The organism is Sphingomonas oryzagri (assembly GCF_029906645.1).
Lineage (GTDB): Bacteria > Pseudomonadota > Alphaproteobacteria > Sphingomonadales > Sphingomonadaceae > Solisphingomonas > Solisphingomonas oryzagri.
Genome location: NZ_JARYGZ010000002.1, coordinates 248,119 through 274,410, shown reverse-complemented (window position 1 = coordinate 274,410; position 26,292 = coordinate 248,119). Strand labels below are relative to the sequence as shown.

The 26,292-nt window shown below is 68.3% G+C and carries 29 protein-coding genes; 13 read left to right on the top strand and 16 right to left on the bottom strand.

All coding sequences use genetic code 11. From position 1 onward, the window contains the following. Entirely contained in the window at positions 1-597 is a 597-nt protein-coding gene (locus QGN17_RS15390; protein WP_281045476.1) for an NADPH-dependent FMN reductase, read from the bottom strand. A gap of 180 nt (positions 598-777) precedes the next feature. On the opposite strand from QGN17_RS15390, the gene QGN17_RS15385 reads away from it, so the two are divergent. Together QGN17_RS15385 and QGN17_RS15380 are read left to right on the top strand one after the other, a co-directional pair. After that, entirely contained in the window at positions 778-1,230 is a 453-nt protein-coding gene (locus tag QGN17_RS15385) for a MaoC family dehydratase (RefSeq protein WP_281045475.1), read from the top strand. Then, positions 1,227-2,078: an HpcH/HpaI aldolase/citrate lyase family protein gene (locus QGN17_RS15380; RefSeq protein WP_281045473.1), complete on the top strand. Its 852-nt coding sequence runs from the start codon at positions 1,227-1,229 to the stop codon at positions 2,076-2,078. The genes QGN17_RS15385 and QGN17_RS15380 overlap by 4 nt, the downstream gene beginning before the upstream one ends. A 10-nt stretch (positions 2,079-2,088) precedes the next feature. Here QGN17_RS15380 and ribH read toward each other — a convergent pair whose 3' ends face one another. The 6 genes from ribH to gltX are packed head-to-tail and all read right to left on the bottom strand — an operon-like array spanning position 2,089 to position 6,995. Further along, the gene (gene ribH, locus QGN17_RS15375) at positions 2,089-2,502 is read right to left on the bottom strand and encodes a 6,7-dimethyl-8-ribityllumazine synthase (protein WP_281045472.1); all 414 of its coding nucleotides are present in this window, start codon (positions 2,500-2,502) and stop codon (positions 2,089-2,091) included. Then, positions 2,502-3,614, bottom strand: a complete 1,113-nt coding sequence (ribB, locus tag QGN17_RS15370) for a 3,4-dihydroxy-2-butanone-4-phosphate synthase (protein WP_281045470.1) — start codon at positions 3,612-3,614, stop codon at positions 2,502-2,504. Before ribB ends, ribH begins: the two co-directional genes overlap by 1 nt. Further along, on the bottom strand, positions 3,611-4,228 hold the full coding sequence (locus QGN17_RS15365) for a riboflavin synthase (RefSeq protein WP_281045469.1): 618 nt from the start codon (positions 4,226-4,228) through the stop codon (positions 3,611-3,613). The genes ribB and QGN17_RS15365 overlap by 4 nt, the downstream gene beginning before the upstream one ends. A gap of 10 nt (positions 4,229-4,238) precedes the next feature. Further along, a complete protein-coding gene (gene ribD, locus QGN17_RS15360) occupies positions 4,239-5,300 on the bottom strand; it encodes a bifunctional diaminohydroxyphosphoribosylaminopyrimidine deaminase/5-amino-6-(5-phosphoribosylamino)uracil reductase RibD (RefSeq protein ID WP_281045468.1) in 1,062 nt (353 codons plus the stop codon). Further along, complete coding sequence (locus tag QGN17_RS15355; RefSeq protein WP_281045467.1) at positions 5,297-5,638, bottom strand: hypothetical protein; 342 nt, start codon at positions 5,636-5,638, stop codon at positions 5,297-5,299. Before QGN17_RS15355 ends, ribD begins: the two co-directional genes overlap by 4 nt. Before the next feature lie 16 nt (positions 5,639-5,654). Beyond that, positions 5,655-6,995 carry a glutamate--tRNA ligase gene (gene gltX / locus QGN17_RS15350; protein ID WP_281045466.1) on the bottom strand — a complete coding sequence of 447 codons (1,341 nt, stop codon included), beginning with the start codon at positions 6,993-6,995 and terminating at the stop codon, positions 5,655-5,657. Positions 6,996-7,106: 111 nt separating this feature from the next. Between gltX and QGN17_RS15345 the strand changes: the two genes are divergently transcribed. Together QGN17_RS15345 and QGN17_RS15340 are read left to right on the top strand one after the other, a co-directional pair. Beyond that, entirely contained in the window at positions 7,107-8,042 is a 936-nt protein-coding gene (locus QGN17_RS15345; RefSeq protein WP_281045464.1) for a ribose-phosphate pyrophosphokinase, read from the top strand. A 4-nt stretch (positions 8,043-8,046) separates the two neighbouring features. Next, positions 8,047-8,379, top strand: a complete 333-nt coding sequence (locus tag QGN17_RS15340; RefSeq protein WP_281045463.1) for a TfoX/Sxy family protein — start codon at positions 8,047-8,049, stop codon at positions 8,377-8,379. A gap of 3 nt (positions 8,380-8,382) precedes the next feature. On the opposite strand, the gene QGN17_RS15335 is transcribed toward QGN17_RS15340, so the two are convergent. Continuing rightward, a complete protein-coding gene (locus QGN17_RS15335; RefSeq protein WP_281045462.1) occupies positions 8,383-8,814 on the bottom strand; it encodes a VOC family protein in 432 nt (143 codons plus the stop codon). 62 nt (positions 8,815-8,876) lie between these two features. Here QGN17_RS15335 and hisN point away from each other — a divergent pair, with 62 nt between their 5' ends. Beyond that, on the top strand, positions 8,877-9,644 hold the full coding sequence (hisN, locus tag QGN17_RS15330; protein ID WP_281045461.1) for a histidinol-phosphatase: 768 nt from the start codon (positions 8,877-8,879) through the stop codon (positions 9,642-9,644). On the opposite strand, the gene QGN17_RS15325 is transcribed toward hisN, so the two are convergent. Beyond that, positions 9,641-11,773 (bottom strand): AsmA family protein, encoded by a 2,133-nt coding sequence (locus tag QGN17_RS15325; protein ID WP_281045460.1) that lies wholly within the window; start codon positions 11,771-11,773, stop codon positions 9,641-9,643. The genes hisN and QGN17_RS15325 overlap by 4 nt on opposite strands. Positions 11,774-11,932: 159 nt before the next feature. Here QGN17_RS15325 and rpmI point away from each other — a divergent pair, with 159 nt between their 5' ends. The 6 genes from rpmI to pheT all read left to right on the top strand — a co-directional run bounded on the left by rpmI (position 11,933) and on the right by pheT (position 18,916). After that, on the top strand, positions 11,933-12,136 hold the full coding sequence (gene rpmI / locus QGN17_RS15320; RefSeq protein WP_022692209.1) for a 50S ribosomal protein L35: 204 nt from the start codon (positions 11,933-11,935) through the stop codon (positions 12,134-12,136). A gap of 14 nt (positions 12,137-12,150) precedes the next feature. Further along, a complete protein-coding gene (gene rplT / locus QGN17_RS15315; protein ID WP_110155310.1) occupies positions 12,151-12,528 on the top strand; it encodes a 50S ribosomal protein L20 in 378 nt (125 codons plus the stop codon). A gap of 92 nt (positions 12,529-12,620) precedes the next feature. Further along, positions 12,621-14,351, top strand: coding sequence for an Hsp70 family protein (locus tag QGN17_RS15310; RefSeq protein ID WP_313790164.1), 1,731 nt, complete (start codon positions 12,621-12,623; stop codon positions 14,349-14,351). After that, entirely contained in the window at positions 14,348-15,385 is a 1,038-nt protein-coding gene (locus QGN17_RS15305) for a hypothetical protein (RefSeq protein WP_281045458.1), read from the top strand. Before QGN17_RS15310 ends, QGN17_RS15305 begins: the two co-directional genes overlap by 4 nt. A gap of 64 nt (positions 15,386-15,449) precedes the next feature. Next, entirely contained in the window at positions 15,450-16,535 is a 1,086-nt protein-coding gene (pheS, locus tag QGN17_RS15300; RefSeq protein ID WP_281045457.1) for a phenylalanine--tRNA ligase subunit alpha, read from the top strand. Further along, positions 16,532-18,916, top strand: coding sequence for a phenylalanine--tRNA ligase subunit beta (pheT, locus tag QGN17_RS15295; protein WP_281045456.1), 2,385 nt, complete (start codon positions 16,532-16,534; stop codon positions 18,914-18,916). Before pheS ends, pheT begins: the two co-directional genes overlap by 4 nt. Before the next feature lie 119 nt (positions 18,917-19,035). Here pheT and metW read toward each other — a convergent pair whose 3' ends face one another. From metW to QGN17_RS15280, 3 genes are read right to left on the bottom strand one after another with little or no spacing between them, the layout of a single operon-like run. Continuing rightward, on the bottom strand, positions 19,036-19,641 hold the full coding sequence (gene metW / locus QGN17_RS15290; protein WP_281045455.1) for a methionine biosynthesis protein MetW: 606 nt from the start codon (positions 19,639-19,641) through the stop codon (positions 19,036-19,038). Then, positions 19,638-20,753 (bottom strand): homoserine O-acetyltransferase MetX, encoded by a 1,116-nt coding sequence (gene metX, locus QGN17_RS15285; protein ID WP_281045454.1) that lies wholly within the window; start codon positions 20,751-20,753, stop codon positions 19,638-19,640. Before metX ends, metW begins: the two co-directional genes overlap by 4 nt. 13 nt (positions 20,754-20,766) lie before the next feature. Next, positions 20,767-21,177, bottom strand: coding sequence for a hypothetical protein (locus tag QGN17_RS15280; protein ID WP_281045453.1), 411 nt, complete (start codon positions 21,175-21,177; stop codon positions 20,767-20,769). A gap of 147 nt (positions 21,178-21,324) precedes the next feature. Between QGN17_RS15280 and hisC the strand changes: the two genes are divergently transcribed. Both hisC and QGN17_RS15270 read left to right on the top strand, forming a co-directional pair. After that, positions 21,325-22,428 carry a histidinol-phosphate transaminase gene (hisC, locus tag QGN17_RS15275; RefSeq protein ID WP_281045452.1) on the top strand — a complete coding sequence of 368 codons (1,104 nt, stop codon included), beginning with the start codon at positions 21,325-21,327 and terminating at the stop codon, positions 22,426-22,428. Then, positions 22,428-23,333: a prephenate/arogenate dehydrogenase family protein gene (locus QGN17_RS15270; RefSeq protein ID WP_281045451.1), complete on the top strand. Its 906-nt coding sequence runs from the start codon at positions 22,428-22,430 to the stop codon at positions 23,331-23,333. The genes hisC and QGN17_RS15270 overlap by 1 nt, the downstream gene beginning before the upstream one ends. Positions 23,334-23,419: 86 nt before the next feature. On the opposite strand, the gene QGN17_RS15265 is transcribed toward QGN17_RS15270, so the two are convergent. From QGN17_RS15265 to ftsE, 4 genes are read right to left on the bottom strand one after another with little or no spacing between them, the layout of a single operon-like run. Continuing rightward, complete coding sequence (locus QGN17_RS15265) at positions 23,420-24,103, bottom strand: lysophospholipid acyltransferase family protein (RefSeq protein ID WP_281045450.1); 684 nt, start codon at positions 24,101-24,103, stop codon at positions 23,420-23,422. Positions 24,104-24,106: 3 nt separating this feature from the next. Continuing rightward, positions 24,107-24,640, bottom strand: coding sequence for a YdcF family protein (locus QGN17_RS15260; RefSeq protein WP_281045449.1), 534 nt, complete (start codon positions 24,638-24,640; stop codon positions 24,107-24,109). Further along, on the bottom strand, positions 24,637-25,524 hold the full coding sequence (locus QGN17_RS15255) for a cell division protein FtsX (protein WP_281045448.1): 888 nt from the start codon (positions 25,522-25,524) through the stop codon (positions 24,637-24,639). Before QGN17_RS15255 ends, QGN17_RS15260 begins: the two co-directional genes overlap by 4 nt. After that, positions 25,524-26,231 carry a cell division ATP-binding protein FtsE gene (gene ftsE / locus QGN17_RS15250; protein WP_281045447.1) on the bottom strand — a complete coding sequence of 236 codons (708 nt, stop codon included), beginning with the start codon at positions 26,229-26,231 and terminating at the stop codon, positions 25,524-25,526. Before ftsE ends, QGN17_RS15255 begins: the two co-directional genes overlap by 1 nt. Positions 26,232-26,292 lie beyond the last annotated feature (61 nt).

Sequence of the window (26,292 nt, the reverse complement as noted above, 5' to 3'; positions counted from 1 at the left end):
TCAGTTCGGCCCGGTCGCCGTGGCGGAGGGCAGGCGGCTGCGCAGCCGCGCGAACTCCGCGACCTGCCGCCCGACCAGATCGAGCTGCCCCGCCGCGGCCGGATCGTTGCAGGCGCCATCCGTGAACATGCCCGAGGCGGACTTGATCGCGGCGCCCAGCGGCGTCGGCCAGCCGCGCAGCGCGTGGACGATCGAGCGCAAGGTGGCCAGCGTCGATCCCGTCGCCTGCCAGCCATAAGCGGTGACGATCAGGCCGACCGGCAGTCCGTCCAGATAGACGCGCTCGTCCTTCGCGGTTTCCTCGATGAAGTCGACCGCGTTCTTGACCAGGCCGGAGATCGATCCGTGATAGCCGGGGCTGGCGATGATCAGCCCGTCGGCCTCGCGCACCGCCTGCACCAGCGCGCTCGCGCCTTCGTGCCCGGCGGCGACGCCATAAGCATAATGCGGCAGGCTCACGATGTCGGCCCCGCCGAACAGCCGCACCCGCGCCCCCTCCCGCTCGGCCGAGGCGAGCGCCAGCATCAGCGCCTGCTCGGTGGAGGAGCCGGGTGACGTCGTGCCGCCGATGCCGACGATATAGGGGGCCGTGGTCATGCGTCTCTCCATATGGGTCGCGGCGCACTCTTTGGCACGCCTTTCGTGTCGGGCAAGGCTGTATACGTCTTATATCCGTCGCGCAGTTTCTCTTTGCATGATCGAAGAATGGCGCGCTGTGCTTGATCCGGCGGCGCGGATGGCGGAGAGCCTTGTCCGTCGATCAGGAGAGAGGACGACATGGCCGGGCGATATTTCGACGAATGGCAGGTGGGGGACCGGATCGAGCACCCGATCCGCCGCACCGTGACCGAGACGGACAACCTGCTCTTCTCGACCATGACTCACAATCCGCAGCCGCTCCACCTCGATCTGGAGGCGGCGAAGGCCAGCGAGTTCGGCCAGATCCTCGTCAACGGCACCTTCACCTTCGCGCTGATGGTCGGCCTGTCGGTGGGCGAGACGACGCTGGGCACGCTGGTCGCCAACCTCGGCTATGACAAGCTCGTCATGCCCAAGCCGGTGTTCATCGGCGACACGATGCGCGCGACCAGTGCGGTGGTCGAGCTGAAGGACAGCAAGTCCCGGCCCACCGCCGGCATCGTCACATTCGCGCACGAGCTGATCAACCAGCGCGACGAGGTGGTGTGCCGCTGCACCCGATCCGCGCTGCTGCACCGGAGAGCGGCATGAGGCTCCGCTCGCTGCTCTTCGTCCCCGGCGACCGGCTGGAGCGGATGGAGAAGGCACTGGGCCTCGGCGCCGACGCGCTGATCCTCGATCTGGAGGATGCGGTGGCCGCCGATGCCCGGCCGAAGGCGCGCGAGATGGTCGCGGACTTCCTCGCCGCCACCACCGACCGGGCGGTGAAGCTGTTCGTCCGCGTGAATCCGCTCGACAGCCAGGACATCGCGCTGGACCTCCGGGCGATCGCGCCCGGCAAGCCCGATGGTATCGTCTTCCCCAAGGCCGAGGGCGCCGCCTCGATCGAGGCGCTGGGCAACCGCATGGCGGCGCGCGAACTGTTCGTGCCGATCCTGCCGATCGCCAGCGAGACGCCGGCCGCCGTGTTCCAGCTCGGCAATTACGGCCCGGTGGCGCATCGCCTGTGCGGGCTGACCTGGGGGGCGGAGGATCTGCCCGCCGCGATCGGCGCCGCGACCAGCCGCGAGGAGGACGGGAGCTACACCGCCCCCTACGAGATCGCTCGCGCGCTCACCCTGTTCGGCGCGCACGCGGCCGGGGTGCCGGCGATCGAGACGGTGTTCCCGGCCTTCCGCGATCTCGACGGTCTCGCCCGCTATGCGGGTCGCGCGGCGCGCGACGGCTTTACCGGCATGATGGCGATCCACCCCGCGCAGATCGCGCCGATCAACGCGGCATTCACGCCGTCGGAGCAGGCGGTCGCCCATGCCCGCGCGGTGGTCGCGGCCTTCGCCGCCAATCCGGGTGCGGGCGCGCTGCAGCTCGACGGCAGGATGATCGACGCGCCGCATCTGAAGCAGGCGCGCCGCACGCTGGCGCTGGCGGGCGAGGGCTAGTCTGCCCCGATCAGGCGAAGCGCTTCTGCAGTTCCAGCATCGCGATCGCCGCCTTCGCCGCCTCGCCGCCCTTGTCCTTCTCGGTGCGGCGCGCGCGGGTGAGCGCCTGCGCCTCGTTCTCGGTGGTGAGGATGCCGTTGCCGATGGCGAGGCCGTCGAGCGTCATCGCCATCAGCGCGCGCGCGCTTTCGCCCGCGACGATCTCGAAATGATAGGTTTCGCCCCGGATCACCACGCCGATCGCGACGAAGGCGTCATAGGCGTCCGCCGCCAGCGCGATCGCGCCGGGCACTTCCAGCGCGCCGGGCACGGTGATGGTCTCGTGTGTGTGGCCCGCCGCCTCGATCGCGGCACGCGCGCCCTCCAGCAGCAGGTCGTTCAGATGCTCGTAGAAACGCGCCTCGACGATCAGGATGTTGGCCATCAGAACAGACGCTCCTCGACGATGTTGAGACCATAGCCGTCGAGCGCGACGAGCGTATGGTGGGAATTGGTCAGCAGCACCATGTCGTGGATGCCGAGTTCGGCGAGGATCTGCGCGCCGACGCCATAGTCGCGCAACTCATTCATGTCGCCGACGGTGGCGCCGCCAATCGCCTGGGTGATCTGCGACAGCCTGGCCTGCGAGTTGAGCAGCACGACGACGCCGGTGCCCTCCGCCGCGATCGCCTCCATCGCGCGGCCGAGCAGGCCCGAGCGCTCGCTCTCCATGCCCAGCGCGTCGGAGAACAGGCCGAGCGCGTGCATACGCACCAAAGTCGGCTGGGACGGATCGAGCCGGCCCTTCACCAGTGCCAGCGTCTCGGTGTCGATTGCCTTGTTGCGGAAGGTAACGGCGGTCCAGTCGCCGCCGAAGCGGCTGGTGAACTTCGCCTCGGCGACGCGCTCGACATTGTGGTCGTGGCGGCGGCGATAGGCGATCAGGTCGCGGATCGTGCCGATCTTGAGCGCGTGCAGCTGCGCGAAGGCGACGAGATCGTCGAGGCGGGCCATCGTCCCGTCTTCCTTCATGATCTCGCAGATCACGCCCGACGGATTGAGCCCGGCGAGCCGCGCGACATCCACCGCCGCCTCGGTATGGCCGGCGCGGACCAGCACGCCGCCCGGCCGCGCGATCAGCGGGAAGACGTGGCCCGGCGTCACGATATGCTCCGGCCCCTTGGCGGCATCGATCGCCACCGCCACGGTGCGCGCGCGGTCGCCGGCCGAGATGCCGGTGGACACGCCGTCGCGCGCCTCGATCGAGGTGGTGAAGGCGGTTTCGTGGCGGGTGCCGTTCTTCGCCGACATCAAGGTGAGGCCAAGCTGGTCGACCCGCTCCTTGCCGAGCGCGAGGCAGATCAGGCCCTTGCCGTGCGTCGCCATGAAGTTGATCGCCGACGGCGTCGCCATCTGCGCGGGGATGACGAGATCGCCCTCATTCTCCCGATCCTCGTCGTCGACGAGGATGAACATGCGGCCGTTGCGCGCCTCGTCGATGATCTCCTCGGTGGGGGAGAGGAAGGCGTGGCGGGTGGTGCGGAAAGGCGCGGTCATCGGCGGAGCTGCTCCATGCGGCCCAGGTAACGGGCAAGGATATCGATCTCGAGGTTGAACTTGCGGCCCGGCGTCAGGTCGTCGAGCGTGGTCAGCTTCTGGGTGTGCGGGATGATGTTGAGCGCGAAGTGGACGCTGCCGTTGGGCTGGTCGGCCACCTCGTTGACGGTCAGCGAGACGCCGTCGACCGTGATCGATCCCTTGGCCGCCAGATAGGGGGCGAGCGCGGCCGGCGCCGAAATGCCGACGCGTATCGAATCGCCTTCGGGGCAGGTGCCGACGATTTCGCCGATCCCGTCGACATGGCCGGTGACGATGTGGCCGCCCAGCTCGTCACCCACCTTGAGCGCGCGTTCGAGATTGAGGCGGGCGCCTTCGTGCCAGAGGCCGGGTGCAGTGCGCGAGATGGTCTCGCCCGAGACATCGACCGCGAACCAGCCCTTCTCGCCGGCGGGGGCCTTGTCCACCACCGTCAGGCACACGCCCGAGCAGGCGATCGAGGCGCCGAGATCGACGCCGCCCATGTCGTAGCCGCTCTCGACGACCAGCCGCATGTCGCCGCGCTGTTCGACGCTGCGAACTTTGCCGATGTCGGTGATGATCCCGGTGAACATGCGAAGGCCCCTAGCGCTTGCGTTCGTAGATTTCGAGTCGGTCCGTGCCGAGGCTGCGAGCGTCGGTGAGTGCCCAGCAGCCATGCGCGTCGGCAAGGCTGCCGAGACCGATGTCGCCGATGCAGGCGCGGCCGTCCCCGATCAGGATCGGCGCGCGGTAGAGCAGCAGGCGATCGACCAGATCGGCGGCGAGGAAAGCGGATGCCGCACCGGCGCCGCCTTCGATCAGGAGGTGATTGGCAGGTAGGGAAGAAATGGCTTGGTGCGAGTCCAGCCACCCCCAGTCGTCACCCCTGCGAAGGCAGGGGTCCATCTCCAGAGATGTCCCACTTGCGGAGCCGTCAGAAGATGGGCTCCTGCCTCCGCAGGAGCGACGGGATAGGACGAAGCGCGCCGGCGAGCGGTCCTCAAGCCCAGCCAGCCGCACATCGAGCCTCGGCGCATCCGCCTCGAACGTGCCGCGTCCCACCAGGATCGCATCCGCCCGCGCCCGTTCCAGATGTCCGTGTGCCCGAGCCTCCGCCCCCGTGATCCAGCGGCTCTCGCCCGACGGCAGCGCGATCCTGCCGTCCAGCGAGGTGGCGAGCTTGAGCGTCACATGCGGGCGACCGAGCGCCTGCCGGGTCAGGAACCCGGCCATCGCACGGCGCGCCAAGTCGGCCGAGACACCTTCCGTCACCGCGATTCCCGCCTCGCGCAGTCGGGCGAAGCCTTTGCCGGCGGTGCGCGGATCGGGATCGGTCAGCGCCGCGACGATGCGCGCAGGCCGGGCGCGGATCAGCAGGTCCGCGCAAGCGGGGCCGCGCGGGCTTTCGTGCGCGCAGGGTTCCAGCGTGACGTAGACGGTGGCGCCCTCGGCCGCCGCACCCGCCTGCTCCAATGCCATCGCCTCGGCATGGGGGCGGCCGCCGGGCTGGGTCCAGCCCCGCCCGACGACGCGGCCGTCCTTGACGATCAGGCAACCGACATTGGGATTGGGGGTCGTCCGCCCCCGGCCGCGTTCGGACAGCGCGACCGCCGCCGCCGTCCAGCGGGCGTCGTCGCCTGTTCCTGGTCCCCTGGCGGCGCTCACAGCCAGCCGCTGGTCGCCTTCTGCATCTTCTGGAATTCGGCCCTGCGATAGGCTTCGGCCTTCTCGCGCTCGATCCGGTCCTTCTTCTGGTCGGCGCGGATCTGGTCGTCGGTGCGGTTGGCGGGCCAGTTCTGCACGTAGATGATCGGCGGATCGCCCCTGAAGCTGCTGTCGTGCCAGAAGGCGAAGATGATGAAGACCGTCATCGCGGCGGCGATGCCGGCGATCACGTAGTCGGCGCGCGAGCGGGTCTTCAGGAAGAAGCCGAGATCGCGGAAGCCGGCGAGGAAACGCCGGGGTGACGGTGGCTTGAAGGGCGAGAAGGAGGAACGGGCCATGGCTGCCAAGATAGGCCTATGCGGCGCCCGCCGCCAGCCGCAGCCGTGCGATGGCGCGTTCCCGGCCGATGAGGGGGAGGAGGGCGGCCATTTCCGGCCCATGATCCTGCCCGGTCAGCGCGAGGCGGAGCGGCAGGAACAGCGCCTTGCCCTTGCGGCCGGTGGACGCCTTGAGGGCGGTGGTCAGCGCGGCCCACGGCGTCTCGGCCCAATCAAGAGCGTCCGCCGCTGCGGCGGCGTCCGCGCAGAAGGCGCGATCCTCGGGCGAAAGGGTCGGTGCCGCGATCGGCCCCTCGATCACCGCCAGCGCGGCGTCCGTGTCCGCGATCGTCGTCAGGTTGGGGCGGATCGCCAGCCAGAAGGTTTCATCGACGTTCGCCGGCAGCCGGTCCTTTACGGCCTCGTATGGCAGCAGGTGGAGCGTTCTGGCGTTGAGCTGCGCCAGCTCCTCCGAATCGAAACGCGCCGGCGCGCGGCCCATGTGCGAGAAGGCGAAACCGGGCAGCAGCTCGTCTGCCGTGGCAACCGGGACCACCGGCTCGCTCGTCCCGATCCGCGCGAGCAGGCCGAGCAGCGCCTGCGGCTCGATCCCCTCCGCCCGGATCGCCTCGACCCCGATCGACCCCTCGCGCTTGGAGAGCTTGCCGTCGGCCCCCACCAGCAAGGCCATATGCGCGAAGTTGGGGATCGCGGCGCCCAAAGCCTCGAACATCTGGATCTGCACGGCGGTGTTGGAGACATGATCCTCGCCCCGCACCACGTGGCTGATCTTCATGTCGATATCGTCGATCACGCTCGGCAGCAGATAGAGCCAGCTCCCGTCCGCGCGCCGCACGACGGGATCGGAGAGGGCCGCGCCCTCGAAATGCTGCGGACCCCGGATAAGGTCGGTCCACTCGATCGGTGTCGCATCCAGCCTGAAACGCCAGTGCGGGCGAACGCCGTCGGCCTCCAGTCTCTGCCGTTCCTCGGCGCTCAGCGTCAGCGCGGCGCGGTCGTAGATCGGCGGCAGGCCGCGTCCCAGCGCCACCTTGCGCTTGATCGACAGCTCCTCCTCGCTCTCGTAGCAGGGGTAGACCCGCCCCGCCGCGTGCAATGTCTCGAACGCCGCCTCGTAGAGCGCGAAGCGATCCGACTGGCGGACCTCGCCAGCTGGCACCAGCCCGAGCCATTCGAGATCGCGCCGGATCGCGACGACATTCTCCTCGGTGGAGCGCGCCCGATCGGTGTCGTCGAGCCGCAGCAGGAACTTCCCGCCCTCGACGCGCGCTGCCATCCAGCACACCAGAGCGGTGCGGATGTTGCCGACATGCAGCTTGCCGGTAGGGGAAGGCGCGAAGCGCGTGATGACCGTCATGAAGCGGCCCTCTACCACTCTGTCATCATCCCGCAACTTGGCAGCAGGCGGCATCATCGCTAAGGCGCGCGCGAACGGCCCGGCGGGGGCCTCGCGCGGGACGACCAGCACATGAAACTTCTGTCGGGCAACTCGAACCTGACGCTCGCCAAGGCGATCGCCGATTATCTCGACATGCCGCTCACCAAGGCGAGCGTGCGCCGCTTCGCCGACGAAGAGATCTTCGTCGAGATTCAGGAGAATGTGCGCGGCGAGGATGTCTTCGTCATCCAGTCGACCGGCTTCCCCGCCAACGACAATCTGATGGAGCTGCTGATCTGCATCGATGCGCTGAAGCGTTCGTCGGCGCGGCGCATCACGGCGGTGATCCCCTATTTCGGCTATGCACGGCAGGACCGGAAGCCCGGCCCGCGCACGCCGATCTCGGCCAAGCTGGTCGCCAACATGGTGACGGCGGCGGGCGCCGACCGCGTGCTGTCGGTCGATCTCCACGCTGGCCAGATCCAGGGCTTCTTCGACATCCCGACCGACAATCTGTTCGCGGCACCCGTGATGTCGGCGGATCTGCTGGCGCGATTCTCCGGCCGCAACCTGATGGTCGTCTCGCCCGACGTCGGCGGCGTGGTGCGTGCCCGCGCGCTCTCCAAGCGGCTCGGCAACGCGCCGCTCGCGATCGTCGACAAGCGCCGCGAGAAGCCCGGCGAATCGGAAGTGATGAACATCATCGGCGATCCTTCGGGCCGCTTCTGCATCCTCGTCGACGACATCGTCGATTCGGCCGGCACGCTGTGCAACGCGGCCGCCGCGTTGCGTGAGGCGGGGGCCGAGGACGTCGTCGCCTATGTCACCCACGGCGTGCTGTCCGGCGGGGCTGTCGCGCGCGTCGAGGGCTCGGCGCTGACCGAACTGGTGGTGACCGATTCGATCGCCGCGCCGCCGGCGGTGGCCGATGCCCAGCGCATCCGCCAGCTGACCATCGCGCCGCTGCTCGCCGAGGCGATCAAGCGCATCGCCGACGAAAGCTCGGTCTCCTCGCTGTTCGATTAAGGCGATGGCCCGCGACTGGCTCCTCGAGGAAATGGTCCGCGAGGCGCTGGGCGACAGGCCGGGACTGACCGAGAAAGCGATGTTCGGCGGCCTGTGCTGGCTGCTCGACGGCCATATGCTCTGCGCCGCCAGCCAGAAGGGCATGATGGTCCGGCTCGGCAAGGGCGAGGATGGCTGGGCGCTCGCCCATCCCGAAATCGTCACCGTCACGATGGGCGAGCGGGCCATGCCCGGCTGGGTGCGCATATCGTCCGACGCCAGCCGCGACGATCACGGCCTGCGGCGGAAGCTGGTGGCGGGGGCGATCGCCTTCGTCGGCACGCTCCCGCCGAAATAAGCCTCAGGCGTCCTCGATCGGCGCGAACGGATCGTAGCTGCCGAAGCTCCAGACATGGCCTTCGGGATCGCGCGCCGCGTAACCGCGGCCCGGATAGCCGTCATTCTCGTGCGGCTCGTCGATGATGGTGGCGCCGTTCGCGCGGGCGCGTTCGCAATGGCCGTCGACATCTTCGACCACGACATAGAGCGAGGAGGTGACCCCGCCGGCCTCTTCCGGCGTCACCCAGCCATAACGCTCCTGCGCCTCACCCGGCAGCGCGCTGCCCAGCATCAGCATGTTGCCGTCCAGCACCAGCTGCGCATGGTGGATGATCTGCTCGTCCTCCTCGTCGGGATAGATGGCGTGCGGCAGGAAACCGAAGGCGTCGCACAGGAACAGGATCGCGGCGGGCGCATCCTCGTAACGGATGCTGGGGATGATCGCGGGACGCATGGACCGATTCTCCTTCGCGCCCATCTAGCGCCCCATGGCGGGCTTCCGCTACGGCTGGCGGCATGACCGACGACGATATCCGCCTGGCCGAGCGCCTCGCCGACGCGGCCGGCGCCGCGATCCGCCCCTTCTTCCGTGCGCGCTTCGATCTGGAGCAGAAGGCGGATGCCTCGCCCGTTACCGAGGCCGATCGCGCCGCCGAGGCGGCGATGCGCGCGATCATCGAGGCCGAACGCCCCCAGGACGGAATCTTCGGCGAGGAATATGGCGTGGTGCGCGGCGATGCCGATCGCCTTTGGGTGCTCGATCCGATCGACGGCACGCGCGCCTTCGTCACCGGGCGGCCGCTATTCGGCACGCTGATCGCGCTGCTGGAAGGCGGCAAGCCGGTGCTCGGCGTGATCGACCAGCCGATCCTGGGCGAGCGCTGGATCGGCGCGGCGGGCCGCAAGACGCGCTTCAACGACGGTATCGCGGGCGTGCGGCACTGCGCCGAGCTGGCCGAGGCCCGATTCGGCAGTACCGCCCCGGCGGCGTTCGGCCCGGAGGAGCTGGAGGCCTATATGCGCGTCACCACAGACGCGCGCGACGCCATCTGGGGCGGCGATTGCTACAATTACGGGCTCGTCGCACTGGGCCAGCTCGACGGCGTGATCGAGGCCAACCTGAAGCTCTACGATTTCGCGGCGCTGGTGCCGGTGGTGGAAGGCGCGGGCGGGGTCATGCGCGACTGGCAGGGTCGTCCGCTCGACCGCGACAGCGACGGGCGCGTTGTGGCGCTTGGCGACGCGCGGCTGCTGGAGCCGGTGCTGGAGCGTCTTTCCGGCTAGAAGATCCCGAGGAACTTTTTGTCCTTGGGCTTCGCGGCCTCCGCCTTGTTATCGTTCTTGGTGCCCAGCAGCTTGAGCGGCTTGCCCTTGGTCGAATGTTGCTGTGCGGCGGTGTCACCGGCGAGCACCGGGCCGCAGGCCGCGCTCTTGGCATCACCCGGATCGATGAAGGCGAGGATCGCCGCCGGCGGGGTCAGTATGCCGAGCGCAACCGCCGCTCCGCCGCGCGCCAGCAGCTGCGGCGAGATGATCCGGATCCTGGGCGCTGCGAAATAGCCGCCGATGCCGACCGGACTCTGGCCGGAGAAGGCCGAGAACTTCTTGGCGTCGGCGCGGAACTGCAGGTTCATCGATTCGTCGCGGAAGCTGAAGCCGCCCCTCGCCGCCATCAGATTCTTGTCGGTGTCGATCAGGATCGGATCGGCGGCGGCGATGCCGTCCTTCACGGTGAAGGCGATCAGGCCGCAATTGATGTGGATCGGCTTCTTCAGCTTGTCCTGCAGCAGCTTCTGCACGAACACGCCGACGTCGAACTCGGCGAGCTGGGCATAGCTGGTCCAGAACGTGCCGGCCGGCAGGCTGATCGCGATCCGCCCGTTGGATGTGGCGAGCGACTTGCGCACCGAATCTCCGGTGCCGGTCATCTTGATCCGCGCCTTGATCGTGCCGGTGGTGCCGGCATCCTTGAGGCCGAAGCCCTTCATCAGCGCGCCGAGCGGGGTGGGCGACAGGCGGATGTCGTAATCGGTCACCACGGCGGGCACGCGCGCGTTGAGCGCGATGTCGGCGGCCAGCTTGCCAGCGCCCACGATGTCCATGGTCAGCGGCGAGATCTTCATCAGGTTATGATCGAGATCGAGAGTCGCATGAACGTTCGAGACCGGAAGATGCGGCGCGCGGATCGTCTTGACGGCATAATCGACGCGCGCATCGAACAGCTTGATCGCCTCGCTGCGGAGCGGCGCGTCAGGCAGGATGCGCGGATGGTCGGCCTTGCCCTGCGTGGTGGCCGCCGCCGTCGCGCCCTTGGTGGCGAGGGCGTGGGGATCGTAGCCGATAAACGGCCCGATATCGATGATATCGACCTTCTGCGAATGAAGGCCCGCGACCAGCTTCAACCGGCCGTTCGGCATCAGGATGGTCATGTCGCCGGCAAGATCGCTATCGCCGAAGTGACCGCGCAGGTTCCAGAAGCGCCACGCCCCGCCATCCTTCCGCAGGTGGGAACTGAACCGATAAGTGCGGGTATCGGGGATCGCGACATTGATCAGATCGAACAGCTCGCGCGCATTGGGGCCGCTGACCGTGAAGTCCATGTCGGCACCGTCGATCTGGGTGGCGGCGGGAAGGGTGCCTGTCGCCTCGGCATGGGTGCGCGCACCATCGACGGTCAGCTGGAACCGCGTCCGACCCATTGCGACCGTTTCGTTCGGAGATAGCAGCGCCCCGGAATTGGTGACGGCATGGCCGCGCAGCGTCCCCGATCCGTGGAAGCGGATGGCGTTGTCGATCCGCGTGCCGGTGGACTGCACCGTGTCGATCGACTGGTCGGTGTAAAGCTGCATTTGCGGGTCGCGATACCGAACCGTGGCGCCTGTCACCGTCGCGCGCTCGATGGTCGGCATCTTGAACGGTTCGCCCTTCTTGTCGGGATCGCCGAACGTCCAGGTGTTGTGGGTATGGCTCTTGTCCCATTCGACGTCGACCGCCGCGCCGTCGAGGTTCAGCCAGCGCGCATGTTTGGCGCCAAAGATCAGGCGGATCGTGGAGATTCGCGTATCGATATGCCCGGCGGTCAGGAAATTGGGTTTCGACGCCCAGCTCGGGTTGGAGACCGACAGACCGTCCGCCACGAACTTCACGTTGATCGGATCGAAATAGAGCTGGAAGTCGCCCGCGACCTTCACCTGCCGTTCGGACAGGCTGGAGGCGATATTCTCGAACCGGGCTTTCAGGAAACGGCCCTTGGTGATGAACAGGATCGCCCAGGCCAGCACGATCAGGCCGATGAAGATGGCGATGATCGACAGCCCGATGCCAATCGGCGCGCTCCAGCGCATCCGGCGCGGTCCGGCCGGCGGAGGCGGCGGGTTGGGGACGACCGGGTCGGCCGGGGCGGGTTGCTCCATGTTCACGGGGCCAAGAAACGGCCGGAATCGCGGCGCGGTTCCTTTCGGTCCTTGCGTGCTGCCGGCTTTCTCCTTATAGGCGCGCGCTTCGATCGAGGGGTCGTCCGGCTAAAAGGGCTGCCGTGGCCGACTCGCAATCGACATCATAAGGAGTCGAAAATGCCCAAGCTGAAGACCAAGAGCGGCGTGAAGAAGCGCTTCAAGCTCACCGCCACCGGCAAGGTGAAGCATGGCGTGGCCGGCAAGCGCCACCGCCTGATTTCGCACAATGCCAAGTATATCCGCACCAACCGTGGCACCACCGTGCTCGCCGAGGCCGATACGGCCCGCGTGAAGCTCTGGGCCCCCTACGGCCTGAACTGAGGGAGGCTTAGACTATGGCACGCGTGAAGCGGGGTACTACGACCCGCGCCAAGCACACCCGGATTCTCGATCAGGCGAAGGGCTATCGCGGCCGTCGCAAGAACACGATCCGCATCGCCCGCCAGGCCGTCGAGAAGGCCGGCCAGTACGCCTATCGCGACCGCAAGGTGAAGAAGCGCTCGTTCCGTGCGCTCTGGATCCAGCGTATCAACGCGGCGGTGCGCGCCGAGGGCCTGACCTACGGCGTGTTCATGCACGGCCTGAAGCTGGCCGGCGTCGAGCTGGACCGGAAGGTCCTCGCCGACATCGCCATGCACGAGGGCGAGGCCTTCAAGGCGATCATCGCGCAGGCGAAGGCCGCTCTCCCCGAGGGCGCGCGCGTCGCGGCGTAAGCCGGATCGTATGAGATAAGCGAAGGGCGCGGCGGCCTCGGCTTCCGCGCCCTTTTCTTTGTGCAACGAGCCGCTAAACCCGCGACGGGGTTTTGCGTGGGGCGGCTTTGCTAGTCGGAATCGATCTTGGAACGACCAACAGCGCGATCGCGATGTTTCGTGATGGCGCGCCAGTGCTCGTTCCCAATGCGCTGGGCGATCTGTTGACGCCGTCGGCGGTGAGCCTGGGTGACGATGGCGCGGTGCTCGTCGGCATGGCGGCGCGCGAGCGGCAGGCCTCGCATCCGGATCGCACCGCCACCGCCTTCAAGCGGCTGATGGGCACGTCCCGCAAGGCGGTGCTGGGCAAGCGTGCCTTTTCGCCCGAGGATCTGTCCGCGCTCGTCCTCTCCAGCCTCAAGGCCGATGCCGAGGCGTGGTCCGGTGAGACGGTGACCGGCGCGATCATCACCGTGCCGGCCTATTTCAACGACAAGCAGCGCAAGGCTACGCGCCGGGCGGGCGAACTCGCCGGCCTCAGGGTCGAGCGGCTGGTCAACGAGCCGACCGCGGCGGCGCTGGCCTACGGCATCTTCGATCGCGCCGATCGCGAGCCTTTCCTGGTCTTCGATCTGGGTGGCGGAACGTTCGACGTCTCGATCGTCGAGATCTTCGACGGCATCGTCGAGGTGCGCGCGTCGGCCGGTGATAACCGGCTGGGCGGTGAGGACTTCAACGAGGCACTGGTCGCGCTGGTGCGCGACCAGCTGGGCGATGCGTTGCCGCGCAAGCTGCGCGCCGACGAACAGGCCCGGCTGGACGAGCAGCTGCGTGCCGCTGCCGAGCGTTGCCGCCGTGCGCTCAGTGGGGCGGACGAGGCCATCTTCGGCTTCAGCTGGGATGGAGAGCGTCACGAGCTGACCGTCGCCACTGCCGAATTCGAGCAGCGGGTCGAGCCGCTGGTCCAGCGGCTACGCGATCCGGTGCTGCGTGCGATGCGCGATTCGGGGCTCGACAGTGAACGGTTGAGCGAGATCGTGATGGTCGGCGGCGCCACCCGGATGCCGGTGGTGCGCCGCGCCGTCACGCGCATGTTCGGTCGCTTTCCCGCGACCGGCGTCCATCCCGACCATGCCGTGGCCCTGGGGGCGGCGGTACTCGCCGGGCTGCGATCCAGGGATGTCGCGCTGAAGGAAGTGCGGCTGACCGACGTCTGCCCGTTCACGCTTGGCATCGAGATGGCGGAGCGTTTGCCGGACGGATCGGTGCAGACCGGCCTCTTCTCCCCGATCATAGAGCGCAACACGGTGATCCCGGCGAGCCGCGCCAAGATGTTTCACACCATGCAGGACAACCAGCGTCGCGTGCAGGTGAAAATCTATCAGGGCGAGGCCCGCGAGGTGGCGGGCAATATCGGTCTCGGCGAAATCGACGTGCCGGTGCCGCCGCGCCCGGCCGGGCACGTCTCGCTCGAATGTCGCTTCAGCTATGACGTCAGCGGGTTGCTGGAAGTGGACGTGACGCTGCCCGATACCGGTGAGACGCGCCAGTTGGTGATCCACGATCAGGACGAGGAGGGGCGGGGTGTCGCGAGCCTCGCCGAGCGCCGCGCGGCGCTGGCCGCGCTCAAGCACCATCCGCGCGAGGATGCGGCCAATGCCGCCGTGCTGGCGCGGGCCGAGCGTTGCTATGCCGATCTGCTCGGCGATCGGCGCGAATGGATCGGAAAAGTCATCCTGCAGTTCCAGGCGGTGCTCGAACGGCAGGATCCGCACGCGATCGACACGGCACGGGCGGAACTGGCCGGGATCCTCGATTCGATCGAGGGCGAGCGCTTCCTGTGAGCGGCGGCATCTGGGCGGAACTGGGGATCGCGCCGACCGGCGATATCGACGCAATCCGCCGTGCCTATTCGACGAAGCTCAAGACGATCGACGAGGAAACCGATCGCGATGCCTTCATCGCGCTGCGCGCCGCCTTCGATCAGGCGCGGATGCACGCGCGACGCGCCCCGGCGGCGGTCGCGGCGGCGCCTCCGCCTCCGCCGCCCTCCCCGGCAGCAGACGAAGCGCCCGTAGAGCCGCAGCCGGCGCCGTCGCAGCTCGACGAGGATGCGATGCGGCTCCAGCGTCTCGTCTTCGGCGATCGGCCGCGGGAGGAGATTTTCGAGGATGTCCGCGCGATCACGGAGCGGATGCTTCAAAGCCCCGATCTCGAACATGTCGGCCGGCGCAATGCGGTCGAAAGCTGGATGGCGAACACCATCGTACGCGGCATTCCGCGCACCAATGCGATGCTCGATCTGGTCATCCTTCATTTCGGATGGGTGGAGACGATGCGGCAATGGAATTGCCCGCTCGTCATCCGCCAGGTGATGGAGCGTTACGAGGATGTGGTGTTCTTCGATCGCCATGTGCGGGCGCCGACCGCATCCTACCACAAAGCCTATCGTCTGCTGCAGGCGCCGCCCGATGGCGGCCGGCTGCGCTGGCGACCGGCCGAGCGGCAGGAAGCCGTCGCCTTCCTCGCCAAGATATCCACCCAGCGCCGCTCCTTGCAGGCCGAATTCCCCCGCGAGGCGCTGACGGCCTGGCGCACCTATCTCCATGCGCGCGACCAGAGCCGGTTGGGCCAGCTCCGTCAGCGCTATCGCGCGTTGCAGGAAAAGTGGAAGCGCACCCTGGTCTGGTTGCGTTCCAATTTCTGGCGCTGGGTGGCAACACTCTATCTGGCGCCGTTCGTGCCCGGCCTGCTGATCTGGCCAATCTCGCACGAAGTCGGATCGGTGCTGCTCGGCATTGCGTGGATGTGGGCGGCTCTGCTCAGCTGGGTGCTCGTGGTCCAGGGTGTCCGCTGGGTCGGGCGCAAGCTGTTCTGACGCGACGGCTTGGCGCTGCGCGCTTGCGCCGCTATCGCCGCGCTCGACATGCGAGGATCGCGACATGACTGACATCGAACAGCTGCAGGGCGACCTGCTCGGCGCCATCGCCGCCGCCGACACGCCCGAGGCGCTGGAGGCGGCGCGCGTTGGCGCGCTCGGCAAGCAGGGGAGCGTGACCGCGCTGCTCAAGACGCTCGGCGGCATGGCGCCCGAGGAGCGGCAGGTGCAGGGGCCGCGCATCCAGGGGCTGCGCGAGGCGGTGAGTAACGCCATCGGCGAGCGCAAGGCGGCGATGGATCGCGCGCTGCTCGATCAACGGCTCGCCTCCGAGACGATCGACATGTCGCTGCCGATCGCCGGGCTGCAAAGCGGTTCGGTCCACCCGGTCAGCCAGGTGATGGACGAACTGGCGGAGATCTTCGCCGATCTCGGCTTCGCGGTCGCCACGGGTCCGGAGATCGAGGACGACTGGCACAATTTCACCGCGCTCAACATTCCGGAGACACATCCGGCGCGCGCGATGCACGACACCTTCTATTTCGACCGCGTTGACGGTGAAAACCGGAAGATGCTGCTCCGCACGCACACGTCGCCGGTGCAGATCCGCACGATGGTGACGACGCCGCCGCCGATCCGCATCATCGCGCCGGGCCGCACCTATCGCTCGGACAGCGACGCCACGCACACGCCGATGTTCCACCAGGTCGAGGGGCTGGTGATCGATCGCGGCATCACGCTCGGCCACCTGAAATGGACGCTCGAGACCTTCGTGAAGGCCTATTTTGAGCGCGACGACATCGTCCTGCGCCTGCGCCCGAGCTACTTCCCCTTCACCGAGCCTTCGATGGAGGTCGATGTCGGCTACACTTTGGTCAAGGGCAAGCGCACCATCGGCGGCGCCGAGCCGGACGGCTGGATGGAGATCCTCGGTTCCGGCATGGTCCACCCCAAGGTGATCGCTGCGTGCGGGCTTGATCCCCATGAATGGCAGGGCTTCGCCTTCGGTTGCGGCATCGATCGGCTGGCAATGCTCAAATACGGCATGGACGACCTGCGCGCCTTCTTCGACGGCGATCTGCGCTGGCTGCGTCACTACGGGTTCGCGGCGCTCGACGTGCCCACCCTTTCCGGAGGAGTGGGGGCATGAAGTTCACCCTCAATTGGCTCAAGGAGCATCTCGACACGACCGCCGACGCCGCTTCGGTGGCCGATGCGCTTACCCGCATCGGGCTGGAGGTGGAGGAGGTCTCCAACCCCGCCGACGTACTGCGTCCGTTCAGGATCGCGAAGGTGCTCACCGCCGCGCCGCATCCGCAGGCGGACAAGCTGCAGGTACTCTCGGTCGATGCCGGCGACGGGCCGCTGCAGGTGGTCTGCGGGGCGCCCAACGCGCGCGCTGGCCTCGTCGGCATCTTCGGCGCGCCGGGAACCTGGGTGCCGGGTCCCGACATGACGCTCAAGGTGGCGGCGATCCGGGGCGTCGAATCGAACGGCATGATGTGCTCGTTCCGCGAGCTGCTGCTCGGCGAGGATCATGACGGCATCGTCGAGCTGCCCGAGGATGCGCCGGTCGGCACCAGCTATGCGGAGTGGGCCGGTCTCGACGATCCGCTGTTCGATGTGGCAATCACGCCGAACCGGCAGGACTGCATGGGCGTGCGCGGCATCGCGCGCGATCTCGCGGCGTTCGGGCTGGGGACGTTGAAGCCGCTGCATGAGGTCTATCGCATGGAGTCGCTGGCGCCGATCGCCGGCAGCGATCCCGCGCCGGATGTGCGCACCGACGACGCCGAGGGCTGCCCCGCTTTCTACGCGCAGGCGGTGTCCGGCCTGACCAACGGCACCTCGCCGAAGTGGATGGCCGACAAGCTCAAGGCGATCGGCCAGAAGCCGATCTCGGTGCTGGTCGACATCACCAACTTCGTCTCGATCGATCTCGGTCGCCCGCTGCACGTCTATGACCGGGCGAAGCTCTCCGGCGCGCTGGTCGCGCGGAAGGCGAAGGATGGCGAGCAGGTGCTGGCCCTCAACGGCAAGACCTACACGCTCGACGCCAGCATGACGGTGATCGCCGACGACGCGTCCGTGCACGACATCGGCGGCATCATGGGCGGCGAGCATTCGGGCGTGTCGGACACGACCACCGACGTGCTGATCGAGTGCGCCTTCTTCGATCCCGATCACATCGCGCTGACCGGCCAGAAGCTCGCGCTGACCAGCGACGCGCGCCAGCGCTTCGAGCGCGGCGTCGATCCTGCCTTCCTCGACGACGGCCTCGCCATCGCGACCAAGCTGGTGCTCGACCACTGTGGTGGTACTCCCAGCGCGATCACGCGCGCGGGAACGCCTCCTGTCGAGCAGCGCACGCTGGCCTACGATCCGGCGCGCGTGCTGGCGCTGGGCGGGTTCGACGTGCCGGCGGATCGGCAGAAGGCGATCCTCGAACGGCTCGGCTTCGGCGTCTCGGACGACTTCACCGTCACCATCCCGACCTGGCGCCGCGACATCGACGGCACCGCCGATCTGGTCGAGGAAATCGTGCGGATCGAGGGTCTCGACAAGGTGCCCTCCACCCCGCTGCCTCGCGCAGAAGGCGTTGCCAAGCCGACCGCCTCGCCAGAGCAGCGGATCGAGCGCAAGGCGCGCCGCGCGGCCGCCGCGCGAGGATTCGCCGAGGCGGTGACGTGGAGCTTCCTCTCCGAGAAGGAGGCCGCGCCGTTCGGCGGCGGCCACTGGACGCTCGCCAATCCGATCTCCGAGGATCTGAAGGTGATGCGCCCCTCGCTGGTGCCGGGCCTTGCCCGCGCCGCGCAGCGCAACCGCGATCGCGGCGAGAAGGCGATCCGCCTGTTCGAGCTCGGCCGCCGCTATCTGGACGATGCCGAGCGGCCGACGCTCACCGTGCTGATCGCCGGCGATGCGGCCGCGCGCGACTGGCGCACCGGCAAGGCGCGCCCCGCCGACGCCTATGACGCCAAGGCCGAGGTGCTGGCCGTGCTGGCGGCGGCGGGCGCGCCGGTCGATCGGCTCCAGTTGATCGGGCCGGGCGGCGAGACCTGGCATCCGGGGCGCTCGGGCCAGCTTGGCCTTGGCCCCAAGATGATCCTCGCCACCTTCGGCGAACTGCATCCCGAGACGCTCAAGGCGCTCGACGTCGAAGGCCCGATGGTCGCGGCGGAGATCTATCTCGATGCCATCCCGGCGAAGCGCGATGCCGGTCGCGCGCGGCCCGCTTACGCGCCCTCGGCGCTGCAGGCGGTGCGACGCGACTTCGCCTTCCTCGTCGATGCCGGATTGCAGGCCGACAAGCTGATCCGCGCCATCGCAGGCGCTGACAAGCAGGCGATCACCGAGGTTGCGCTGTTCGACGTCTTCACCGGCGCCGGCGTGCCGGAGGGGCAGAAGAGCCTCGCCATCGAGGTGGTGCTGCAACCGGCGGACAAGAGCTTCGACGAGGCGGCGCTCAAGGCGATTTCCGAGAAGATCGTCGCGGCGGCAACGAAGCAGGGTGCGACGCTGAGGGCATAATCCTTGCCTCCCTGAAAGGGAGGGGAAGGGGGCGGGGGTGGGTTCGCCTGAGGCAGGCGCTCGCTCGATACGGAAACCGACCCACCCCAAACCCCTCCCTTTCAGGGAGGGGCTTTACCTCACCGCCGGATCAGGAACACCGCGTGTTCGGCGCGGAAATTGGCGGCCCATTCGCTGGTCAGCCGGTCGCCGTTGAGGAACCATGCGCCTTCGGTGACGATCCCGCGCTCCTTCAGGAAGGCGCGGAAGTCGTCGATGGTCAGGTGGTGGATGTTAGGCGTCGCGTACCACGCCACCGGCAGCGTGCGCGTCACCGGCATCCGTCCGCCCCACAGCAGCGAGGCGCGCACCCGCCAATAAGCGAAGTTCGGAAACGATACGAAGGCCTTGGCGCCGATCCGCAGTAGCTCGTCCAGCACCTTGTCGGGTGCGCGGGTGGTCTGCAGCGTCTGGCTCAGGATCGCATAGTCGAAGGCGCCCGACGGATAGCCGACGAGGTCCACGTCGGCATCGCCCTGCACCACCGACAGCCCGCGCGCGACCGCCGATGCGACATTGGTCGCGTCGATCTCGATACCACGTGCGTCCACTCCCGCATGATCGCGCAGCGCCGCCATCAGCGCGCCATCGCCGCAGCCGATGTCGAGCGCGCGGCTGCCCGCCGCCACATGGTCGGCGATGATCCGCAGATCGGGGCGCAGACCGAGGAGCGCCTGATCGTTCATAGCCCGCCCGCCCTCAGGAAGCCGTCCACCACACGATTGAGTTCGGGCGCTTCGAGCAGGAAGGCGTCGTGCCCGTAGGGCGAGGATAGCTCGACGAAGCTCGCCGCCGCGCCGGCAGCGTTCAGCGCCTGCACGATGCTGCGCGATTCGCGGGTCGGGTAGAGCCAGTCGGTGTCGAAAGAGACGAGGCAAAAACGCGCCTTGCTGCCCCGGAATGCATTGGCGAGCATCCCGCCATGCTCCTCGGCGAGGTCGAAATAGTCCATCGCTCGGGTGATGTAGAGGTACGAATTGGCGTCGAAGCGATCGACGAAGCTCAGGCCCTGGTGGCGCAGGTAGCTTTCCACCTGGAAGTCCGCATCGAAGCCGAAGCCGACGGCGTCGCGCGCCTGCAGCTGGCGGCCGAATTTCTCGGTGAGGCCGGCTTCGGACAGGTAGGTGATGTGCGCCGCCATCCGCGCCACCGCGAGGCCGGCGGCGGGCGGATCGTTGCTCTCGTAATAATCGCCGCCGCGCCACTTCGGGTCGGCCATGATCGCCTGGCGGCCGACCTCGTGGAAGGCGATATTCTGCGCGGAATGGCGCGCCGCCGACGCGATGATCACCGCCGATTTCACCCGATCGGGATAGGTGGCGGCCCATTCGAGCACCTGCATACCGCCCATCGATCCGCCGACGGCGGTCAGCGTGCGGACGCCGAGATGATCGAGCAGCATTGCCTGCGCGCGCACCATGTCGCGGATCGTGATGACCGGGAAGCGCATTGCGTACGGATTGCCGTCCGCCGCTGCCGTCGCCGGGCCGGACGAACCCATGCACGATCCGATGACGTTCGAGCAGACGATGAAATGGCGGGCCGGATCGATCGGCTTGCCTTCGCCCACCATCCGCACCCACCAGCCGGGCTTGCCGGTGACGGGGTGGACGCTGGCGACATGCTGGTCGCCGGTCAGCGCGTGGCAGATCAGGATGGCGTTGGAGGCGTCTGCGTTCAGCGTGCCATAGGTTTCGTAGGCGATGGTGACGGGTGTCAGCACCTGCCCGCCGTCGAGCGCCAGCGGCCCGGGCAGGGTGACGCTCCGCGCGTGTCCGAACCGCTCGTCATGCTCCATCCTGCCCCGTCCGCTAGGGGGCGGGGCCGGGCGCGTCAATCGTTCGCAGGAGCTGGGCGAGGCGGACGCCGATCGCGGGTGGGGCGTGGAGCGACGGCACCGCCAGTCTGAAGTGGTGGGCGTCGGCCCTGCCGGCGATCAGCGCGGTGCTGAGCGTAAGGGCGAGGAGTGTGGGAAGACCCGGCAGATGGGCTCTCCGGGCGAGCATGGTGGCCGCCCCGACGATGAGAACCAGTGCGTAGAGCGCGAAGCCCCATGCGATCAGCGCCGGCGCTACGCCGACATGATCGCCGCACAGGAGGATCGGCAGGCCGAGCGCTGCGACCCACACCGAATCGCGCCGTGCAATCGCTTGCGCCAGCCCGACCAGCAGGCCACCCAGAATGACGAGATCGACGCTCGTCGCCGACAGACCCAAGACCATGACGCAACTCTGAACAGGCAACCCCGTGCGGGAGGTAATGCGCGAGCGGTGGATCCGGTACGGACGACCGGCACCCCTCTGTCCCATCGCGGGGCATGTGCGCTCGACCGTTTCCACCAAGGTCGAAGCCCGCTACAGGGCATCGCCATGACCGATATCCTCACCCCCAAGCCCTGGATCGAAGCGATCGCGCCTTATGTGCCCGGCCGCTCGACCACCGACAGCGGCGTGAAGGCCGCCAAGCTCTCGTCCAACGAGAATCCGCTCGGCACCGCGCCGGAGGTGCGGGAGGCGTTCGTTGCGGCCGCGCAGAACCTCGATCGCTACCCCGATGCGGGGGCGACCGATCTGCGCGAGGCGATCGCGGCGCATTACGGGCTGGATGCGGCCCGCGTGATCCACGGCACCGGATCGGACGAGGTGCTCCACCTCGCGGCCGGCGCCTTTGCGGGCCAGGGCGACGAGGTGTTGTTCGTCCGCTACGGCTTCTCGGTCTATCCGATCGCGGCGCGGCGTGTCGGTGCGGTGCCGATAGAGGCGCCGGACGTCGGCTATGCGACCGACGTCGACGCCCTGCTCGCGGCGGTGACCGACAAGACGCGCGTCGTCTTCATCGCCAATCCCAATAACCCGACCGGCACCTACCTGCCGCGCTCCGAGCTGCTGCGGCTGCACGCGGGCCTGCCCGCCGACTGCCTGTTCGTGGTCGACCAGGCCTATGCCGAATATCTCTCGCTGGAAGATGACGACGGCGCGTTCGAGCTGGCGCAGTCGGCACCCAACGTGTTGGTGACGCGCACCTTCTCCAAGATCTTCGGGCTGGCGGCGGAGCGGATCGGCTGGGGTTACGGCCCTGCCAAGGTGATCCAGGCGATGCACAAGATCCGTGCGCCCTTCAACGTCACCACGGCAGGCCAGCAGGCCGCGATCGCCAGCCTGCACGCCAGGGATTTCGTAGAGGCGAGCCGCCTCCACAACGAGAAATGGCTCGGCTGGATGACCGACGAGATCGGCAAGATCGGCAATGCGGGCCTGCGCGCCGTGCCGTCCAAGGCGAACTTCCTGCTCGTGCTGTTCGAGGGCCGGACGACCGCGGAGGAAGCCTATACCCAGCTGATGGAGAAGGGTTTCATCGTGCGCTGGCTGCCGGGGCAGGGGCTGCGCCACGGGCTTCGCATGTCGGTCGGCACCGATGAGCAGACGAAGGGACTCATTCGCGCACTGCGTGAGATCGTCGGCGCGGCGGACTGATGCTGCCTTTCTCGCGCGTCACCATCATCGGGCTGGGCTTGATCGGCTCGTCGATCGCACGCGCGGTGCGCCAGCACATGCCGACCGTGCGGCTGACCCTGCACGATGCCGATCCGGCGGTGCGCGAGCGTGTGCGCGAGCTGGATCTCGCCGACGACGTGCCGGATACCGCAGGCGCCGCGGTGATCGACGCCGATCTGGTGATGCTCTGTGTGCCGGTCGGCGCGATGGGCGCGGTGGCGGCGGCGATCGCGGACGATCTGCCGGCTGACGCGATCGTGAGCGATGTGGGCAGCTCCAAGTCGGCGGTGCTGGCGGCGCTGCGTGAGGAGCTGCCCAGCGCAACGATCATCCCCGGCCATCCCGTCGCCGGCACCGAGAACAGCGGGCCGGATGCCGGCTTCGCGAGCCTGTTCGCCGGCCGCTTCTGTATCCTGACCCCGCCCGAGGGCGCCCCGGAGGCGGCGGTCGCTCGTCTACGCGCTTTCTGGGAGGCGTTCGGATCGCAGGTCGAGGTGATGGAGCCGAAGCATCACGATCTCGTCCTCGCCGTCACCAGCCACGTGCCGCATCTCATCGCCTACACGATCGTTGGCACGGCCTCCGATCTGGAGGAGGTGACGCAGAGCGAGGTCATCAAATATTCGGCGGGCGGCTTCCGCGACTTCACCCGCATCGCCGCGTCGGACCCGACGATGTGGCGCGACGTGTTCCTGAACAATCGCGAGGCGGTGCTGGAGATCCTCCAGCGGCTGACCGAAGATCTGACGATGCTCCAGCGCGCGATCCGCTGGGGAGACGGCGATACGCTGTTCGATCTCTTCACCCGCACCCGCGCGGTGCGCCGCTCGATCGTCGAGCAGGGGCAGGACGATCCCGCGCCCGATTTCGGGCGCAAGCACTGAACCCATCGTCATTGCGAGCGTAGCGAAGCAATCCATGGCGCGGCATGTGGATCGCCACGGCGCTGCGCGCATCGCGATGACGAAGGTCAGTCGTTCAGCGCGTTGATCGCTGTGTGCACGGCCCCCTCGATCTCCTTGCGAGGCAGGCCGACCGGGATCGTTTCGCCAAAACGCAGTGTCACCATGCCCGGCCGCTTCACCAGCCCGCGCGGCCAGGCGACGCCGGCGTCGGTTGCGACGGGCACCACCGGCATAGCAAGGCGCCCGTAGAGACCGGCAAAGCCCGCCTGCAGCTTGGGGGCGCGGCCGTGCGGCACCCGCGTTCCCTCGGGGAAGATCAGCACGGCGCGATGTTGCGCCTTGGCCTCGTCCGCCGCCTGCAGCATGGCGCGCAGCGCGCCGGCACTCGCCGCGCGATCGACCGGGATCACGCCGTGGCGGCGCGTCAGTCGCCCGAAGAGCGGGATGTCCGCCAGCTCGCGTTTCAGCACGATGATCGGGTCGTCGATCAGTGCCAGCAGCGCCAGCGTCTCGTAGGCGGATTCGTGCTTGGCGGCGACCAGCACTGCCGTCGCCGGCACCTCGCCCTCGATCCGCATTCGCACGCCCAGCACGACGCGCGCCAGCCACAGATACATCCGGCCCCAGGCGCGCGCGTAGGAGGAGATGGCGCGCCGGCTCGCGAGAGCGACCAGCAGCCCCGGAAACACCATCAAGGTGGTCAGCGCGTAGAAAAGCAACGCGAAGAGCAGCGAGCGCAGCAGGGTCATCGGTCAGTAGCCGAAGGGCGCGGCGACGAGGCGCAGCACATATTTGTTATACTCGGTGAACAAGGTCATGAAGCCCGGCTGGCTGCGGATCGCGTCCGGCACCACGGTGACGTCATAGCCCTTCAACGCGCGGTTCAGGTCGGAATGGGCGCGCGGCATATGCCAGTCGGTCGTGATCAGGCGGACGCTGCGATAGTGATGAGCCTCCAGCCATTTGGCGGTCTCGGTGGCATTGGAACGGGTATCGACCGATTCCTTGCCGAGATCGACGCAGCAATCGAACAGCGCCACCGGCCGACCGGTGCGCACCGCCAGCTCCTTCTTGCGCACGGTGCGATCGGTGCCGGAAACGAACAGCCGTTGCGCCTGATGCCGCGCGAGCAGGTCGATGCCGCGATCGAGCCGGCCGGCGCCGCCGGTCAGCACTACGATCGCATCGGTCTGCCGGTCGCCGATCGGGCGCGGCAGGGTGAGGGCGAAGACAGCGAAACCCAGTCCCCACAGCAGGATGAGCAGCGCGATCAGCCGGCGGATCACAGCGTTTCCCCGAGTGCGCGCTGCACGGTGATGCGCGCCACGAGCAGCGCCAGCAGGCCCGCCACCAACGGCAGGCAGAGCAGCACCAGCCAGGCGAGGCCCGGCAGCGAGATCGATCCGACGATGCCCGATCCGATCTCGCCGATGCGGCGGCCCAGCAGCAGGATCACGGCGATCGCCGCGACCAGCCCGACCACCGCGCCGAACAGCGCATCGAGAGCGATGCGGCGCTGGAAGAGGCGGGCGACCTGCACGTCGGTCGCGCCCATCATGTGCATGACGTCGATGGTGCGGCGGTGCGTGTTGAGCGCGGAGCGCGCGGCCAGCACCACGGCGGCGGCGGTGGCGCCCGCCATCATCAGCACGATGCCGCCCGCCAGGAGCCCGAGCGAGCGGATCAGCCCGACGAGCGGCGCGATGAAGCCGGCATGGTCATCGATGCGGGCATGGGGTGCGACCGCCTTCACCGCCTGGGTGATCCGGTCCAGCCGATCCCGCCCGGCGTCGGAGAGGTCGATGTCGATCATCGCGGGGAGCGGAAGATCCTTGTCCAGTCCGGCATCGCCCAGCCAGGGGCGGAGCAGCGCCTGCATCTCCTGATCGCCGAGCCGTCGTGCGGAGATCACGCCATTCTCGTGCGCCAGCAATTGTTGCGCGGCGGACGCTTCGCGGTCGCGCGCGGCGGGGTCGGCGAGGATCACCTGCACCGTCAGTTGCCGGCCGAGATCGGCGCTGAGCTGGTTGGCGGCCGATCCCATCGCCAGCCCGCCCGCCGCCGCCAGCGCGGTGAGGAACATCATGATCGCGATGACCCACGGCATCGGCCCGGCGAGCCGTCCTTCGGGCAACAGCCGCCGTTCGGCCTGCGAGGCGCCCAGCATCATCAATGCCCGTCCGCCCGCGGCGGGTAGCGCAGCGCACCCGTGGGATCCTGCAACCGCCCGCGATCGAGCCGCATCACGTTGGCGGACGCGACGCGGGAGAGAAGGTGAATGTCGTGGGTGGCGACCACGATCGTCGTGCCCAGTGTATTGAGCGCATCGAACAGGTGGAGCAGGCGCGCCGCCATCTCGGGATCGACATTGCCGGTCGGCTCGTCCGCCACGAGGATTTCGGGCCGGCCGATCACCGCGCGGGCGATGGCGACGCGCTGCTGCTCGCCGCCCGACAGCGTCGGCGGGTGGGCGGAGGCGCGATCGGCGAGGCCCACCCAGGCCAGCATCTCGCGCACCGGCGTCACCAGATCGCGCTCGTCCACGCCCGCGATGCGCAGCGGCAGCGCGATGTTGTCGAACGCGGACAGATGCGGGATCAGCCGGAAATCCTGGAACACCACGCCGATCCGCCGCCTAAAGCCGGGCAGGCGGGCGCGGCGCAGCTGCACGACGTCCTCGTCGAACAGCCGGATCGCGCCGCGCGTCGGCCGCTGCGAGAGATACAGCATCTTGAGCAGCGAGGTCTTGCCCGCGCCGGACGGGCCGGTGAGGAAATAGAAGCCGCCGGCGGCCAGCGTGAAGCTCAGGTCCGACAGCGTCTCGGCGCCGGTTCCGTAGCGGAGACCGACATTCTCGAACTGCACGATGCCGGACATTCGCTCTCGCTTCAGCCTTTCTGGACGACCTTCGGACGGCCGCTTTCGCACATGCGCGATA